This window comes from Sellimonas caecigallum (genome assembly GCF_019754295.1).
Taxonomy (GTDB): Bacteria; Bacillota; Clostridia; order Lachnospirales; family Lachnospiraceae; genus Sellimonas; species Sellimonas caecigallum.
In genome coordinates this window covers 90,103-107,204 of sequence record NZ_VIRV01000008.1, presented here as the reverse complement: position 1 = coordinate 107,204, position 17,102 = coordinate 90,103, and the positions used below count along the sequence as shown (strand labels likewise).

At 46.4% G+C, this 17,102-nt stretch carries 16 protein-coding genes, 2 tRNA genes and 1 riboswitch; of the genes, 5 read left to right on the top strand and 13 right to left on the bottom strand.

Going from position 1 to position 17,102, the window contains the following annotated elements; translation table 11 throughout:
- Positions 1–115: 115 nt before the first annotated feature.
- The 13 genes from FLB61_RS07395 to FLB61_RS07335 all read right to left on the bottom strand — a co-directional run bounded on the left by FLB61_RS07395 (position 116) and on the right by FLB61_RS07335 (position 10,039).
- A tRNA-Ser gene (locus FLB61_RS07395) sits at positions 116–204 on the bottom strand.
- 23 nt (positions 205–227) lie between these two features.
- Positions 228–313: transfer RNA gene (locus FLB61_RS07390), tRNA-Ser, on the bottom strand.
- Positions 314–444: 131 nt separating this feature from the next.
- Positions 445–1,167, bottom strand: a complete 723-nt coding sequence (gene ispD / locus FLB61_RS07385) for a 2-C-methyl-D-erythritol 4-phosphate cytidylyltransferase (protein ID WP_087203313.1) — start codon at positions 1,165–1,167, stop codon at positions 445–447.
- Between the two features lie 36 nt (positions 1,168–1,203).
- Positions 1,204–2,232, bottom strand: a complete 1,029-nt coding sequence (tsaD, locus tag FLB61_RS07380) for a tRNA (adenosine(37)-N6)-threonylcarbamoyltransferase complex transferase subunit TsaD (protein WP_221919780.1) — start codon at positions 2,230–2,232, stop codon at positions 1,204–1,206.
- 19 nt (positions 2,233–2,251) lie between these two features.
- On the bottom strand, positions 2,252–3,163 hold the full coding sequence (locus FLB61_RS07375) for a ribonuclease Z (protein ID WP_087203311.1): 912 nt from the start codon (positions 3,161–3,163) through the stop codon (positions 2,252–2,254).
- A gap of 53 nt (positions 3,164–3,216) precedes the next feature.
- A complete protein-coding gene (locus FLB61_RS07370) occupies positions 3,217–3,459 on the bottom strand; it encodes a hypothetical protein (protein ID WP_087203310.1) in 243 nt (80 codons plus the stop codon).
- A gap of 47 nt (positions 3,460–3,506) precedes the next feature.
- Positions 3,507–3,980, bottom strand: coding sequence for a ribosomal protein S18-alanine N-acetyltransferase (gene rimI, locus FLB61_RS07365; RefSeq protein WP_087203309.1), 474 nt, complete (start codon positions 3,978–3,980; stop codon positions 3,507–3,509).
- A complete protein-coding gene (gene tsaB / locus FLB61_RS07360; RefSeq protein WP_087209764.1) occupies positions 3,977–4,687 on the bottom strand; it encodes a tRNA (adenosine(37)-N6)-threonylcarbamoyltransferase complex dimerization subunit type 1 TsaB in 711 nt (236 codons plus the stop codon). The genes rimI and tsaB overlap by 4 nt, the downstream gene beginning before the upstream one ends.
- Positions 4,688–4,703: 16 nt before the next feature.
- On the bottom strand, positions 4,704–5,786 hold the full coding sequence (gene trpS, locus FLB61_RS07355) for a tryptophan--tRNA ligase (RefSeq protein ID WP_087209767.1): 1,083 nt from the start codon (positions 5,784–5,786) through the stop codon (positions 4,704–4,706).
- Positions 5,787–5,788: 2 nt separating this feature from the next.
- A complete protein-coding gene (gene tsaE, locus FLB61_RS07350; RefSeq protein ID WP_087203306.1) occupies positions 5,789–6,220 on the bottom strand; it encodes a tRNA (adenosine(37)-N6)-threonylcarbamoyltransferase complex ATPase subunit type 1 TsaE in 432 nt (143 codons plus the stop codon).
- Between the two features lie 12 nt (positions 6,221–6,232).
- A complete protein-coding gene (locus FLB61_RS07345) occupies positions 6,233–6,772 on the bottom strand; it encodes a YcxB family protein (protein WP_087203305.1) in 540 nt (179 codons plus the stop codon).
- Between the two features lie 140 nt (positions 6,773–6,912).
- Complete coding sequence (locus FLB61_RS07340) at positions 6,913–7,560, bottom strand: ECF transporter S component (RefSeq protein WP_330625525.1); 648 nt, start codon at positions 7,558–7,560, stop codon at positions 6,913–6,915.
- 140 nt (positions 7,561–7,700) lie between these two features.
- Positions 7,701–7,819, bottom strand: a riboswitch (FMN riboswitch).
- 63 nt (positions 7,820–7,882) lie between these two features.
- Entirely contained in the window at positions 7,883–10,039 is a 2,157-nt protein-coding gene (locus tag FLB61_RS07335) for a Tex family protein (RefSeq protein WP_087203304.1), read from the bottom strand.
- Positions 10,040–10,189: 150 nt separating this feature from the next.
- On the opposite strand from FLB61_RS07335, the gene FLB61_RS07330 reads away from it, so the two are divergent.
- From FLB61_RS07330 to FLB61_RS07310, 5 genes are all read left to right on the top strand, one after another.
- Complete coding sequence (locus FLB61_RS07330) at positions 10,190–10,798, top strand: TetR/AcrR family transcriptional regulator (RefSeq protein ID WP_087209972.1); 609 nt, start codon at positions 10,190–10,192, stop codon at positions 10,796–10,798.
- A 345-nt stretch (positions 10,799–11,143) separates the two neighbouring features.
- The gene (locus FLB61_RS07325; RefSeq protein WP_221919779.1) at positions 11,144–12,976 is read left to right on the top strand and encodes an NAD(P)-binding protein; all 1,833 of its coding nucleotides are present in this window, start codon (positions 11,144–11,146) and stop codon (positions 12,974–12,976) included.
- Complete coding sequence (locus tag FLB61_RS07320; RefSeq protein ID WP_221919778.1) at positions 12,970–14,709, top strand: [FeFe] hydrogenase, group A; 1,740 nt, start codon at positions 12,970–12,972, stop codon at positions 14,707–14,709. The genes FLB61_RS07325 and FLB61_RS07320 overlap by 7 nt, the downstream gene beginning before the upstream one ends.
- Positions 14,710–14,799: 90 nt before the next feature.
- On the top strand, positions 14,800–15,717 hold the full coding sequence (locus tag FLB61_RS07315; RefSeq protein ID WP_221919777.1) for a diacylglycerol/lipid kinase family protein: 918 nt from the start codon (positions 14,800–14,802) through the stop codon (positions 15,715–15,717).
- 180 nt (positions 15,718–15,897) lie between these two features.
- The gene (locus FLB61_RS07310) at positions 15,898–17,091 is read left to right on the top strand and encodes a DUF5067 domain-containing protein (protein WP_221919776.1); all 1,194 of its coding nucleotides are present in this window, start codon (positions 15,898–15,900) and stop codon (positions 17,089–17,091) included.
- Positions 17,092–17,102: the final 11 nt, after the last annotated feature.

Here is a 17,102-nt window from a genome sequence, read left to right as displayed (position 1 = left end):
GACTTTTTTCAAGCTTTGTGATGTCGCTCCTTGTTGAAGCTTTGTTATTTTATCATTGTTATTTCGTTTTGTCAAGAACTTTTTCAAGTTTTTTCGACTTTTCCGAAACAACAAACGGAGAAAGAGGGATTTGAACCCTCGCGCCGCTATTAACGACCTACTCCCTTTCCAGGGGAGCCCCTTCAGCCTCTTGGGTATTTCTCCAAAGCCTGTTTGTTTGAGCAAAACGGAGAGGGTGGGATTCGAACCCACGCGCCCTCTCGGACAAACGGTTTTCAAGACCGCCTCGTTATGACCACTTCGATACCTCTCCATACACTCTATTCATTTCGTCCGCGCAGCGAACAATATGTATTTTAACAGAACCACATGTGCTTGTCAACATTTTTTTGATTTTTTTCTTTTTTTTTCAAATGTCCTAAAACTGTCGCTCTTTTTTGGTCGCTACCTTGAGATTTTGTTTCGGGAAGCCGCAAAGATTTCGGCAATTTTTAAGTCTTCCGGTGTTGTGACTTTGATATTCTCGTAGGAACCTTCCACAAGAAATACAGGATTGCCTGTCATCCGTTCCACTGCCATGGCGTCATCTGTCACATTTTCATGAGGAGATCTCATCATTTTTCTGTACGCTTCGATAATGAGTCTGCTTTGGAACACTTGGGGAGTCTGCACGATCCACAGCGTCCTTCTGTCCGGTGTTTCCGTTGCCGCTCTGTTCTTATCTACTATCTTAATCGTATCTTTTACAGGCATCCCGGCCACGCAAGCCCCTTTTTTGACAGCCTCTTCGTATGTACGTTCCAAAATCTGCTCATCCGGAAACGGGCGTGCTCCATCATGGATGAAGACGATCGCGTCATCTTCCTCCGACTGTTCTATCGTTTTCAAAGCATTCCATACCGAATCGTAGCGTTCCTTTCCGCCTTCCACAATCCTGGATATTTTCTCAAATCCATACTCCTGCACAATCGTCTCGCGGACATACTCTATCTCTCCTGCCCCTGTCACAAGAATGATTTCATCGATCAGTTCTGACTTATCAAACACTTCCACCGCATAATAAAGGATCGGTTTTCCTGCGATTTTCAGATATTGCTTTCTTGTCTTTGTCCCCATCCTTGTCCCTTGGCCCGCTGCCAGGATAATCGCTATACATTTTTTCTTCATGACTGTTCCGCCTTTTTCTCCAGATATCTCTGTTCTTTACCGTTCTCCCAGTTTCAGATTAGGTACTGCATTCAGATCCCATCCGCTTCTGATCCCGTTTAGATAGTCATAGTACGCCGCTGCTCCGATCATTGCCGCATTATCTGTACAGAGAATTGGCGATGGGTAGTAGAATTCGATCTCACGTTCCTCACACGCCTGCTTCATCGCCATGCGCAGACTCGAATTGGATGCCACACCTCCTGCAATCGCAAGTTTTTTAAGTCCATAATTCTCCACGCCCTTCATGGCATGATCCACGAGAACATCTGTCACTGCCTTCTGGAAGGATGCTGCTATATCAGCCGTATTATACTCTTGCCCCTTCATTTTGCATCCATTGATATAATTCAAAACTGCAGATTTAACTCCGCTGAAACTAAAATCGTACACGGAATCTCCCACATGCGCGCGTGGAAAAGCAATCGCATCCGAATTCCCCTCTTTTGAAAGTTTGTCAATCTTTGGTCCTCCCGGGTATCCAAGACCGATAGCTCTTGCCACTTTGTCGAATGCTTCTCCAGCCGCATCATCTTTTGTTTTGCCAAGGATCTGATATTTCCCATAATCTTCCACACATACCAAATGGGTATGCCCACCGGACACAACCAGACATAAGAACGGAGGCTCCAGCTCTTTATTTTCAATGTAATTGGCTGAAATATGCCCTTCAATATGATGTACACCGATCAGCGGGAGTTTTTTTGCGTAGGCGATGGCTTTGGCCTCAGCTACCCCGACAAGAAGGGCCCCAACAAGTCCCGGCCCATAAGTGACGGCGATGGCATCGATGTCATCCAGTGTATATTTTGCCTCTTTTAGTGCCTCCTCAATGACTTGATTGATCTTCTCGATATGTTTTCTTGATGCAATCTCCGGCACAACTCCTCCATACAGTTTATGGAGATCGATCTGGGATGAAATCACATTTGACAGGACTTCCCTTCCGTTTCTTACTACTGCAGCGGACGTCTCATCACAGGAACTTTCTATCGCCAGTATCGTTATATCTTTTGCTTCATTCATTTTCAACCTTTACCTCCGATCATGATTCCGGGAAATACAGTTCTACACTCATTCTATCTTTGCCGGCCTTCGCCCCCGGAAAGATCTTCCGCACCTCATCCATATATTCTTCCGGTCTTGTCAGAGACGGGCTGTAATGTGTAAGCCACATTTCCTGGACATCTGCCTCTTTCGCAAGTCTGGCAGCTTCGTAAAATGTCATGTGTTTGTATTCTACCGCTTTTTTTGCTTTATCCGGCTCCCCGTACATGCCTTCGCAGATGAAGAGGTCGGATCCGACTGCATTTTCTGCAATAGATTTCGTCGGCCTTGTATCTGTGCAGTACGTAAGCTTGATTCCCTTGCGCGGGGGGCCAAGCACCATGTCCGGTGTATAAATTTTTCCGTCTTCTTCCATGGTTTCTCCTTTTTGCAGAAATCTCCAGAGACGCTGCGGTATTTCCTGCTGCCTTGCGCGCTCCACGTCGAATTTTCCTGCTCGGTCGATCTCGATAGTATACCCGTAGCAGATTACGTTGTGATTGACTTTAAATGCTCTTAGCCGGTATCCATCCATCTCGAATGTCTGTACCGGCTCTGTGATCTCCATAAATTTCAATTCAAACGGAAGCTCCTGCGCGATAACACGCAGAGCATTGACTACTCTTTCGAGTCCTTTCGGCCCGATCAAAGTGAGGGGCTCCTTCCTGTCGGCATTTCCCATTGTGAGCAAAAGCCCCGGAAGTCCGCTTATATGATCCCCGTGATAGTGGGTAAAACAGATGACGTCAATCGGTTTGAAGCTCCATCCTTTTTCCTTAATGGCAATCTGTGTGCCTTCGCCGCAGTCGATCAGGATGCTGCTCCCATTGTACCGCATCATCAGCGATGTGAGCCATCTGTACGGAAGCGGCATCATGCCGCCTGTACCCAGTAAACATACATCCAGCATTTCTCTTCTCCTAACTTTCAGATTTCAAAAAATGCCGCCCTGTTACACCGACATTACCCGTTCTCTTTCTCTACAGGTATCACAAACTGTGCAATCAGCTTGTCATAACATGATTCGCACAGATCAAACCGATGCACCTCGTTGTCTTTCTCGGAAAAATATCCCCATCGTTTTTCAACGGTAAGGATATCTTCCTGCGGCATTTCATTTTTTACGATAATTTCTTTTCCGCACTGGTTGCAAAAAATTTTTTCTGTTTTTCTTTCTTCTTTCAAATGATACTGATACTGGCGCATACAATCTCCTCCGATGAGTTTTTTCCTTTGTTACGCCTTTATTATATCTACTGATTTTTGCCATGTACAGCGGAAAGGGTTTCCAGTTTACGCGTCATGAGCACGGCATCCTCTCTTGGATGATCATAGTATGCTTTTCGAATTCCGTCCTGCACAAACCCGTGCCTTATGTAAAAGGCCCTCGCGCCTTCGTTGCTCTCGCGCACATCCAAATGCCAAAGCCAAATCCCTTTTTCCGCACTTTCCTTCTCAAGCACCTGAAGGATCCGGCTGGAAACCCCTTGTCTCCGCGCTTTTTCCGCGCAGGCAATCCGCGCAATCTCTCCTTCGTCCAACACCGGATAGAAAATCACGTATGCCAGCAGTCGGGAATTTTCTTCTGCATGTGCGACATAAATCCACGCATTTCCCTTTGTCATACTCTCAAGGATCCCTTCCTCGCTCCACGCATCTGAAAAGATTTCTTTTTCCAGCTCCGCAATATACGCTGCGTCCTCTTCTCTTGCTCTGCGCACGATCATTCTTCGCGCCCCTTTTCCCTTTCCATCCGCTCTCTTTCAGCCTGCGATACTCTCAGGTAGTCCGGCTGGTGGTCTCTTGCATTTTCCAGTTTTCCTTCTTTTGCGTAGACGAGCCCCAAAGCTCCTACTGCAGCAGCGCTCTGCCTGTTCAAATGAGGCGGCGCAAAAGAAAACGGGACTGTCACACACTCCCGGATCTTCTCTTTGTATACCGGCACTCCATCTCCGAGGAATACAACCTTTTCCCCATACGAATTTAAAAGTTCGGCAAGTTTTACGATATCTTCTGCCATCTGGCGCTCGACAATCTCAAAGGAATTCTCGAAACGGTACACTCCTGTGTACACCTGGTTTCTTCTGGCATCCATAATAGGGCAGATCAATCCGCCGAAACCGTAAAGCCGGTATGCCATGGCATCCACAGTCGGGATATGGATAAGCGGCTTATCAAGCGCAAGTCCAAGCCCTTTTGCTGTGGCAGACCCGATCCGAAGCCCTGTAAAAGAGCCCGGTCCTCCTGCCACCGCAATGGCGTCGATGGAATCCAGGGAGAGTCCCGTCATCCTGACCGCATCATCCAGCATCGGAAGGAGGGTCTGGGAATGCGTTTTTTTGTAATTCATTGTATACTCACAGAGTATCTGTTCTTCCTCCACCACCGCGATACTTGCGGTAAGTCCGGAACTATCCATTGCTAAAATACGCATCTTCTTCGTCCCTCTCTTATCTAAACCGCTCTGACTGAGAACGGATCAGTTCTTCATCGTCAAAATAATTGATCTTCATGGAAGCCTTTACTTCCGCCAGTGTTCTGGCTGCCACTTCCTCAGCCTTCTCGCTTCCCTTTCTGAGGATGTCATAGATGGCCGGAATATCTTTTGCAAACTCTTTTCTTCTTGTACGGATCGGTTCCAATTCTTGCTGGATCACTTCGTTCAGGAAGCGTTTTACTTTCACATCTCCAAGTCCGCCTCTTGTATAGTGCGCTTTCAGTTCGTCGAGGTTTGCATATTCCGGGAGGAATTCCTCAAAATGATGTTCCTGACAGAATGCATCGAGATAAGTAAACACCGGATTTCCTTCCACCCGTCCAGGATCAGACACTTTCAGATGATTCGGATCCGTAAACATGCTCATAACCTTCTTCTTTACTTCATCCGCACTGTCGGAAAGATAAATACAGTTATTCAGTGATTTGCTCATCTTCGCCTTTCCATCCGTTCCAGGGAGCCTTAGACATGCCTGATTTTTCGGCAGAAGGATCTCTGGTTCTACAAGTGTGTCCCCGTACACGGAATTAAATTTCCGTACGATCTCCTTTGTCTGTTCCAGCATCGGGAGCTGATCTTCCCCTACCGGGACCGTTGTAGCCTTAAATGCAGTGATATCTGCCGCCTGGCTGATCGGGTAGGTAAAAAATCCAACCGGAATACTTGCCTCGAAATTTCTCATCTGGATTTCCGATTTCACGGTAGGATTTCTCTGGAGTCTGGAAACTGTGACCAGATTCATATAGTAAAAAGAAAGCTCGCACAATTCAGGTATCTGAGACTGGATCAGCAGTGTGGATTTTTCCGGATCAAGACCGCACGCCAGATAATCCAGCGCGACCTCTATGATATTCTGCCGTACCTTTTCCGGATTGTCTGCATTGTCTGTCAGCGCCTGCGCATCCGCGATCATGATAAAAATATCATCGTATTCCCCAGAATTCTGAAGCTCTACTCTCCTCTTCAGCGAACCGACATAATGCCCTACGTGCAGCCGTCCTGTCGGTCTGTCGCCTGTTAAAATAATTTTTGACATGTCTATTCCTCCAATTTATTTATCGTGATTTTCCTGTAATCAAACCCTTTATCCAGATCTTTCTCGATCCGTACTTCCGTTCTCTTCTTTGGCAGGATTTCTTCTATCAGATTGGCCCACTCGATCAGACACACGCCATCCCCGTAAATATAATCCTCATATCCGATCTCATCCATCTCTTCAATGTCTCCGATCCGATATACGTCAAAATGGTAAAACGGCAGCCGTCCATCCTCGTATTCCTGGACAATCGTAAACGTCGGGCTGCTCACATCTTCTTTGACTCCAAGCCCTTTTGCCAACCCTTTCGTAAACACGGTCTTTCCAACGCCAAGGTCTCCTTCCAACGTGAAAACATCGCCTTGTTTGGCAGATTTACCGAGCATTTCCCCAAGTTCATATGTTTCTTTTTCAGACAAGGTTTCCTTTACCATACTGTCTCCTTCCTACTTATTTTTTCTGGAAAAGCGAAATGGCAAAATCCTTTTTGAAGCATCTTCAATTCTTTGTTCCCCGAGTACATTCGTCACGATTTTCATAAAAGAATCTTTCTGGATACCGATGTCTTCCTTCGGGAAAATAAATGCTGTCTGCGATCCTCTGTACAAAACGATCAGATTTGGTGTGATCAAAACATTGCTCATATCTTTCCAGGAGAACAGTTTCTTCTTTTCGCCGCTTACTACTTCCAGACCATCTTTTTCAAGACTATACTGTATCGGCATCCGATAAACGCTGCTCATCTGCATCTGCTCTCTTGCACTAAACCACAAAATGATCGGGATGATCAGAAGACAGAATACGAAGATAAATACAAGAACCAAGCCCCACGTTGTCTGTCCGAGGATAAAGCTTACAATGGCTGCAATCCAACAGATAACCCCAACTGCAAGAAGCAGAATTCCTTTTATTCCCCGATAAGTATGATAGATCAGAAATTCAAAGAGAATCTCTTTACTCATCTTTACTTCAAATCCAACTTTCATTTTTCAATCTATACCTCCATCTTTCCGAATATTGAAATTATAACGCATCCTGGGAATTGTTACAATACACAGTTTGAAATAATAGGCAGACCAGAACAGGCCTCCGGCATCTGGAAAAGACGCCGAAGGCCTGCTTTTTTCTAGCCAATCTTTTTGTGAAGGATAGGGCTGATCTTCTTATACACCAGAAGAAGGATTACAGAGACAATTACTCCTTTCAGAAGATTGAACGGCATCACTGCCAAAAGGATAAATGTCCAAATCCCGTCAATCGCCGGATTTACTGCGCTTCCCATAGCAATCAGGGAGTCTATCGGCATTCCGAAGACTGCCGCGTAAGTCGGGAGAAGGATATATGCATTGATCACACAGCCGATCACCGTCATGATCACTGTCCCTGAAGCCAGCGCGATGCACGCCCCCTTTTTCGTCCGCATCCTCTGATAGATGATTCCGGCCGGAACACAGAAACTGCATCCGATCAAAAAGTTGGCAAACTCACCCACTCCACCTGTCGTTGTTCCGTTGATGACAAAATTCAGAAGGATCTTGATAAGCTCCGTTACCGCACCCGCCAACGGCCCCATAGCAAACGTCCCGATCAGCACCGGCACTTCGCTTATGTCCAGCTTATAAAAACCCGGCGCGAACGGAAGCGGGAACTCAAACAGCATCAGTATGACCGATACCGCCCCCAACATGGCCGATACGACCATAAACTTTACTTTTACAGTGTTGTTTCTTTTGACTCCTTCATTTCTTGTGCCATTCATACTTGTGTTGTCCATTGTTTCTTCTCTCCTTTTATTGCTTTCTTGGAAAAGAAACTCTTCTCTCCCTGCAAGGGAATGGGAAACATGCAAAAGACCCCGGATACAAAACATATCCGGGGCTGTAAACATTAAGACACTTTCGTCCTTCTTTCACATATTTTCTTCTCTCATCCAGACTGTACTGTCGGTTCCGGAATCACACCGGATCAGCCGCCGAAGCGGGTCGCGGACTTTTACCGCCGGTTGGGACTTACACCCTACCCCGAAGAATTTTTTCCTGCCTTCTATTATAAAACCAGCTGTTCATATTTTCAAGACCTTTTCTAAAATTCACTTCTCAGATACCTTTCATGGTAAGCTGTATCCGCTTTCTTTTCATATCCACACTCAAAACTTTCACATCCACAATATCCCCCACACTTACTGCCTCCAGAGGATGTTTGATAAACTTCTTATCTGTTATCTCTGAGATGTGAACAAGCCCATCCTGATGCACGCCAATGTCCACAAAAACGCCGAAATCAATGACGTTTCGAACGGTTCCTTTTAGTACCATCCCTTCTTTGAGATCTTTCATTTCCAAAACGTCCGTCCTTAGGATTGGTTTTGGCATTTCCTCTCTCGGGTCTCTTCCCGGTTTTTCCAGCTCATTTACGATATCCCGCAGCGTGATCTCCCCTGTGCCGAGCTCCTGCGCCATTTTCTTGTAATCCGTGATGTGCCCGGAAAGAGCGGTAAGTTTCCCTGTCTTGAGATCTTCCGGTGCAAACCCCTGGCTCTTCAACAGCTTTTTAGCCACCTCATAAGATTCCGGATGAACGCTTGTGGCATCCAGTGGATCGTCTCCTCCCTGGATCCTCATAAATCCGGCACATTGCTCAAAAGCTTTCGGCCCCAGTTTCGGCACTTTCAAAAGCTGTCTTCTGTTGGTAAAGCGGCCATTTTCTTCGCGGTATGCAACAATGTTCTTTGCAATGGAAGCCGAAATTCCGGATATGTAGGAAAGAAGCGGTGCAGAGGCTGTATTCAGGTCAACTCCCACCCTGTTTACGCAGTCCTCCACGACGCCGGAAAGAGCTTCGCTCAGCTTCTTCTGATTCATATCATGCTGGTATTGTCCCACACCGATGGATTTCGGATCGATCTTTACAAGTTCGGCCAGCGGATCCTGAAGTCTTCTTGCAATGGAAGCGGCACTTCTTTGACCTACATCAAATTTCGGAAACTCCTCAGCCGCCAGTTTACTTGCGGAATATACAGATGCGCCGGCTTCATTTACAATGACGTACTGGACATGCTCTTCCGGTATTTCCTTCAGAAGTTCCACTATGAACTGTTCTGACTCTCTGGATGCGGTTCCGTTTCCAAGGGAAATCAGCGTAATATGGTATTTCGGGATGATCTTTTTCAGAAGATCTTTTGACGCCTTGATCTTAGCCGGTGTCGTCGGAGCCGTCGGATAGATGACGGTCGTCCCAAGCACTTTTCCGGTAGGATCTACCACCGCAAGCTTACATCCCGTTCGAAATGCCGGATCCCATCCAAGAACGACATGCCCGGCTATAGGCGGCTGCATGAGAAGCTGTGTAAGATTTTTCCCAAACACCTGTATAGCTCCGTCTTCCGCCTTCTCCGTCAGTTCATTCCGGATCTCCCGCTCGATGGCCGGAGCGATCAGCCTTCCATAACTATCTGCAATAGTCTCCTTTAAAAGAGGATTTATAAACTCGTTCTCCCCGCGAAGTATTTTTTTCTCCAGATACCGGATGATTTCTTCTTCCGGAGCTTCTATCTTTACTGTCAAAAACTTTTCTTTTTCCCCTCTGTTCAGTGCAAGAATTCTGTGGCCTGCAAGTTTTGAGACCGGTTCCTCAAACTCATAGTACATTTCGTATACGGATTCCTGCTTTTCATCCTTTGCGGCAGAGATCACTTTTCCTTTTTTGTATGTCAGATTTCGGATGTGAGTTCGGTAGTCCGCCTCGTCGGAAATCATCTCCGCAATAATGTCCTTGGCTCCATCCAAAGCTTCCTTCGCAGACCCAACCCCTTTTTCATCCGAAACATAGACTTCCGCCGCTTTCTCGGCCGGCTCTCTCAATTTCTGAAGCATCAAAATGGATGCGAGAGGCTCCAGTCCCTTTTCTTTGGCAATGGTAGCCCTTGTCCTCCTCTTTGGTCTGTATGGACGGTACAGATCATCTACCAGCACCTGTGTCTGTGCCGCCAGAATCTGTGCTTTCAATTCTTCGGTCATCTTGCCTTGTTCTTCTATGCTTGCGATAACCTGCGCTTTCTTCTCTTCCAGATTTCTAAGATAGACAAGTCGCTCGCTAAGCTTTCTCAGCTGTTCATCGTTTAACGTTCCTGTCGCTTCTTTTCTGTATCTCGCAATAAACGGTATCGTGTTGCCTTCATCGATCAGTTTTACAGCAGCATCTACCTGCCATTTTTTTACCTGCAGTTCGTCTGTAATTTTTTGTATGATATCCATCTTGCATTTCCTTTCCTCGGTAACTTCTTGTCTTATTATAATCGATAGGCAGTATCCGTGCAATCAACGAAAAACAGAGTTTGCTCTGTTTTTTCTTGAAATCCTTGTTTTTCTGTGTTATAGTTTTTTGAAAAAGGAGGGTGTATGGAAATGTCTGAACACACACAGCAGAAACTGTCCAAACAACAGCAAAAGTCTCAGGAAACGAAAGAACGTATTTTCCGCGCTGCAAAAGAAATTTTGAAAAAAAAAGGATATGATGCACTTTCCATCAAAAATATCTGCGAAGAAGCCGGTGTCTCAAATGGAAGTTTTTACCATCATTTTAAAACGAAAGACGATCTTCTTTCTTACTATATAGAAGAGCAGCCTTCTGTTTCCACTGATTATTCTGAAATACCCCAAAATGCAGATGATGCAAAACGCACCGTGATTCTTGTTTATCTCAACTATGTTAAATACTGTGAAGAGCTCGGGGTCCCATTTATGGCGAACTACTACACTCCAAAAAACCAGGCTCTGAATCCGGTAAGCCGTACAAAACGCCCTTATCCGATCGTAACCGTAACTACTTACCTCGAAAAAGCATTAAAAGCTGGAACAATAAAGATCTCTCTTACACTGGAAGAAATCTCGACCGATATCCGTATGCTTGTCATCGGAAATGTGTTTGAATGGTGTTTAAGAAACGGAAAAACAGATTTTGCCGGAAATATGGAGCGTTCTCTTGGAAAATACCTGGACAGTGTCATCCAATAATATATCTTAATTAATGAAGACATGAAAAAACCTTTCAGTGAGCGAACGCTGAAAGGCTTTTGCATTTTAGAAGGTTTTTGTCTATTATTGACAGCTCGCTGCCTTTTGTGTTTTTATTATATCTCTTCTCTCTTCTTTCTGCAAATCAGTAATCGTGATATATCATTTTACTTATCATTATTTTCTATGTATTTGAATCTTTTTCTACTTGTTTTTTTGCCCACCCCTTTATACATACTCGACAATTTCATCGTTTATTTTTTAACTTTTGTTGTGTATTGTGTCCGAATGCGTTACAATTAGTTTACTACGAGTTCGTAAATTCATTTGTGAGGTGAAAAGAATATGAGCAGACTTGAACTTCCTACCCCAAGCAAGGCTCAGCTGGTCGTCGAGGGGCTTTACAAAGACTTGGAGCGTAGAATTGAAGCAAGCCCGCCGGGACTTTGCCCTGTTGATATTTCACGGGCATTTCTTGAACTTTGTCATGCACAGACATGCGGAAAATGTGTGCCATGCCGTATTGGCCTGCTTCAGTTAAAACATCTTATTACAGATGTTCTCAACGGAAAGGCGACAATGGAAACTCTGGATCTGATGGAACGCACTGCCTTATCTATTATGGAAACGGCCGACTGCGCTATTGGATACGAAGCCGCTAATATGGTGTATAAGGGATTGATCGGATATCGGGAAGATTATGAGGAACATATCAAAAACGGACGTTGTACCTGTACATATAACCAGCCTGTTCCTTGTGTCGCTCTGTGTCCTGCACACGTAGATATCCCGGGATATATCGCCCTTGTACGCGAGGGAAGGTATGCGGATGCCATCCGCCTGATCCGAAAGGATAACCCATTCCCGACAACATGCGGATTTATCTGCGAACATCCTTGCGAGGCCAGATGCCGCCGCAATATGGTAGATGACGCTGTCAATATCCGCGGATTAAAACGTATGGCAGCCGACTATGCGGGGAAAGTACCTCCTCCGCCTTGCGCGCCGTCTACCGGAAAAAAAGTTGCCGTTGTAGGCGGCGGTCCGGGCGGTCTGAGTGCAGCATATTACCTGCAGCTGATGGGTCATCAGGTAACCGTATACGAGATGCTGCCTGGACTTGGCGGTATGCTTCGTTATGGTATCCCAAATTACCGTCTTCCGAAAGAACGTCTCGACCAGGATATCGAGGCAATTCTCGCCACCGGAGTGGAAGTTAAATACGGCCTCCGCATCGGAAAAGACATCACGATCCAGGAACTGCGCGCACAGTATGACGCTGTGCTGATCACTATCGGTGCAAGCACAGACAAAAAACTCGGCATCGAAGGCGAAGATGCAGATGGTGTCATGTCCGCTGTCCATTTCCTGAGAGATGTCGGAAAAGGAATCAACCCTGATCTGACGGGTCAGGAAGTGGCCATCATCGGCGGCGGAAATGTATCCATGGATGCAGTTCGTTCTGCTATCCGCCTTGGTGCAAAAAAGGTAAGCATTCTGTACCGTCGGCGCGTCGCTGATATGACAGCTCTTCCGGCAGAAATTGAGGGCGCAGCAGCCGAAGGTGTGGAAATCCGCACTCTGAGAGCGCCATCCCGCATTGAGACAGACGAAAACGGACATATTAAAGGAATCTATGTCACTCCTCAGATGATCAGCAGCATCAAAGGCGGGCGTGCCAGCGTAAAACCATCTGGACTCCCGGATGAATTTGTTCCATGTACTACGCTGATCGTTGCCATTGGGCAGAATATCGAAACAGAGCATTTTGAAAAGGCCGGCGTTCCTGTAGAGCGCGGCAAGATCATGGCCGAAAAATTCGGAGGATTCAACAACATTCCAGGCGTATTTGCAGGCGGAGACTGTGCGACAGGTCCTGCTACTGTGATCCGTGCGATTGCTGCTGCCAAAGTTGTAGCCGCCAATATTGATGAATATCTTGGATTCCACCATGAAATCGCATGTGATGTGGAGATTCCGGAACCGAATCTGGATGACCGTATGCCTTGCGGACGTGTCGAGCTTACTGAACGCGAGGCATGTGAACGAATCCACGATTTTGATGGTATCGAAAACTGTATGACATGCCCGGAAGCAAAGCAGGAAGCAAACCGCTGTCTGCGCTGCGACCACTTTGGTTTTGGAATATTTAAAGGAGGTCGCGAAAAAGTATGGTAAATCTTACAATTGACAATAAACCAATTTCCGTGCCGGAAGGTACGACGATCATGGAGGCGGCATCCCAAAACGGGATCGCCATTCCTAAATTATGTTATCTGAAAGGGATCAACGAGATTGCTGCCTGCCGTGTCTGCGTGGTGGAAATGGAGGGCAAAGAAAAGCTCATAACATCCTGCAACAATACGGTGCAGGAAGGTATGGTCCTCTATACAAACAGTCCGAAAGTGCGTGCTGACAGAAGAAACACAGTACAGCTCATCCTCTCCCAGCACGACTGCAAATGTGCGACGTGTGTGAGAAGCGGAAACTGTTCTCTTCAGAAAATCGCCAATGATCTGAATATCCTTGAACTTCCGTTCCAGGAACGGCTTGAACGCCAGCCTTGGAATAAAGATTTCCCGCTGATCCGGGATTCCGCAAAATGTATCAAATGTATGCGCTGCATCCAGATCTGTGACAAAGTACAGAGTCTGAATATCTGGGATCTCGAGGGAACAGGGGCACGCTCCACCGTCAATGTCTCCAGAGGACGCAAGATCGAACAGTCCGACTGCTCTCTCTGTGGCCAGTGTATTACTCACTGTCCGGTAGGCGCCCTGCGTGAACGGGACGATACAGAAAAAGTCTGGGAAGCCATCGCAGACAAGAAAAAAGTGACGGTAGCGCAGATCGCTCCGGCAGTCCGTACCGCATGGGGCGAGGCACTTGGTCTTTCCAGGGAAGAAGCCACGGTTGGAAAAATCGCAGACGCACTCCACAGACTTGGTGTGGACTATGTGTTTGACACAAGCTTTTCCGCCGACCTTACCATCATGGAGGAAGGAAACGAATTTTTGGAACGCTTTACAAAGGGCGAGACAAAGGTACGCCCGATGTTTACTTCCTGCTGCCCGGGCTGGATCCGTTTTATCAAATCCCAGTATCCGCACCTTGTGCCTCAGCTTTCGACCGCCAAATCACCTCAGCAGATGTTTGGCGCTGTCATGAAGACTTATTTCGCAGAGTCTATCGGTGTGGATCCGGAAAATATTTTCACGGTATCTATCATGCCTTGTGTGGCCAAAAAAGGCGAAAGCAATATGGAGCTGTTCTATGAAGAATATGCCGGTCACGACACAGATGTGGTGCTTACAACAAGGGAACTGACCCGTATGATCCGCTCTGCACATATCCCGGCATCTTCATTGGAAGACCGCGAATTTGACCGTCTGATGAAAGAATACACCGGAGCCGGAGTTATTTTCGGCGTAACAGGCGGGGTAATGGAGGCTGCACTTCGTTCCGCCTACTATCTGGTAACCGGAAAAAATCCGGATCCAAATGCATTCCAGGCAGTCCGAAACGACGGAAAAGGCGTGAAATCCGCTGAGATCCAGATTGGCGATGCTGTCGTAAAAGCGGCTGTTGTAAGTGGCCTTGGAAATACAAGACGGCTCATCTCCCAGATCGAACGCGGAGAAGTGCATTATGACTTTGTAGAAGTCATGGCTTGCCCTGGCGGATGTGTCGGAGGCGGAGGCCAGATCATCCACGATGGAGAAGAGCTGGCTTACGAACGCGGACAGAATCTGTACTTCCTGGACAGAAATATGCCGCTTCGGTTCTCCCATGAAAATCAAGACGTATTGAAACTGTATGCGGATTACATGGAGCGTCCGCTCTCACACAAAGCCCACATGCTCCTCCATACAGATCACAATGCTTGGGAAATGCCAAAACAAGACAGATAATTTTCCTCTTTGGAGCCGGATATCGAATCTTGATATCCGGCTCCTTTTTTCATATAATGATGGATAGAAACCAACAAAGGAGATCGGATTATGTACCATTTCATCGTCAACCCAAACTCCCGCTCTGGTCTAGGTCTCTCCCTTTGGGCGCAAATCGAACCGGAGCTCCAAAAACGCAAGATTGACTATACTGTTTTCTTTACGCAATATCAGAAACATGCCTGGGAGTATACCGAAAAGCTTACTTCTGATCACACTTACCATACCCTTGTCGTCCTCGGCGGAGATGGAACTGTCAATGAAGTGATAAACGGAATCCGGGATCTCTCCAAAGTCACGCTCGGATATATTCCTACTGGTTCCAGCAATGACTTTGCAAGGAGTTTTAAGATTCCCTCCGATCCGCTCAAGGCACTTGAAATCATCCTTTCTCCTTCTGACTACTCCTACATGGATGTGGGCTGTATTTCCTACCAGAATAAAAAACGAAGATTTGCTGTGAGCTCGGGCATCGGGTTTGATGCCGGCATCTGTCATGAGGCAGTCGTATCCCGTTTCAAGATATGGCTTAACAAAATCCGGCTTGGGAAATTTACCTACTCTCTCATCGCACTCCACCGGCTTTTCCTTACCATTCCCGCCGATATTACCCTGCGGCTGGATAGACAGAATCCCGTGGTTTTCCGAAAAGGTTGGTTTGTGACCGTCATGAACCATCCTTTTGAAGGAGGAGGACTGAAGTTCTGTCCGGCAGCAAAGCCGAATGATGGATATCTGGACATTATTGTAGTCTCCGGATTTTCTCCTTTAAGATTACTGTCTGTCCTTCCTTTTGCCTTCGCAGGCCTCCACACACGTTTTCGTGGAATTCGGACGTTTCGCTGTAAGACGGCAGAAATTACCACGACCCGTACTCTTCCCGTACATACCGACGGAGAACCAATCTTCCTCCAGCGACATCTTTGTGTTTCTATGGAAAAAAAGAGGCTGAAAATCATAATATCTTGAAATATTCATAAAATCTTTCATTTCTTTTAACGGAAATGTGATATACTGTTAAGATGATATGAGGAGCAAAAAATATGACGACAGTTACAGCTGCTTTTGCCCCCACATCTTAATATGACGAAAACATGCAGCAAAACTTCGTCATTTAAAGGACATACGAATGAAAAGGGGAGAATAGAAATGAAGTGTCCAAAATGCAACAGTGAACTACGGGAAAGCAAGAAGACGCCTGGCTACTATCTTTGCGATTCCTGCAAAAAAAAATTTAGCCAGGAAACCCTTGCAAGGTTTGAATATGCAAAATCCTCCGCAAAAAATAACGAATCCTCCGACGAACAGGAGATTCCGGAAACATTGGAACAACCTATTGCGGACAAGGAACCAGGAGGAACCGTCTACTCCAACATTCCTCCGGAACATATACGTCAAAAACGCGAGAAAGAAATGCGGGAAAATTACGAAGCATTGCTGAATATAAAAGAGGATCACACTCCACTGCCAAAAGAAGAAAACGATACGGAAGGCCCTGGAAGTTTTGATGACGAAGAAGCGTCCTGCCGCGGTTTCCGCCTGCTCATAGGTATTCTTTCGCTCCTCGGAGCTGTTTACCTTGGCTATGTTGCCTTTTCTTCTGGAAATGTGGTCACATTTATTCATACACAGGATCTGACCGGAACCGCCTCTATGCTGCTTGCTGTATGCCTGCTTATCGGCGGAATCATCACTCTTGGCATGCAGGCCAAAAACAGCATCACAGCCTTTTTACTTCCTGCGCTGTTTTTTATCGGAGGTTCAGCCGGAAGTGCATTCCTTCCAGGGTCTTCTCTGATCGTTAAAATATTGATCTACGCAACCGCAGCTTTCGGCGTTTTCATGATCTTCTGCCTCTGCTGTGCAAAGAAGATCCACGTCGCACTGCGGATCCTGATCCTTGTTCTCCTGCTTGCCCTCGCAGGCGGTGGGGTATTTGCAGCTCAAAAATTTGTAGTGAAAGAGACATTTGGCTCTAAAAATACGCTGCGTCTTGTGACCGACAATTTTACTGCCATCTATGAAAAAACAGACATCGCGGAAGATTACGAAGGTATGGATTCCCTGCTTGTCTACTATACTATTACAAACAAGGGGGAGGAACCTCTCGTGCCATCGGTGGCAGTTACTTTCAAGGCAATGCAGGACAGCACTACTTTGGAATCTACGCTTGTTCCGCATGAAAAGCTGACGGAAAATGAATCCAAAGAAATCAAGAAAGGGGACAGCGTCCGTGTCTGTACCTCTTTTCGTCTGATCGACAGATCAGATATCACACTGCAAGTATCCGAGTCTTTTGCCTCCGACGGGAAACAGGCTGAGACAACGATCAGCATTGACTAAAACAAAGTTAC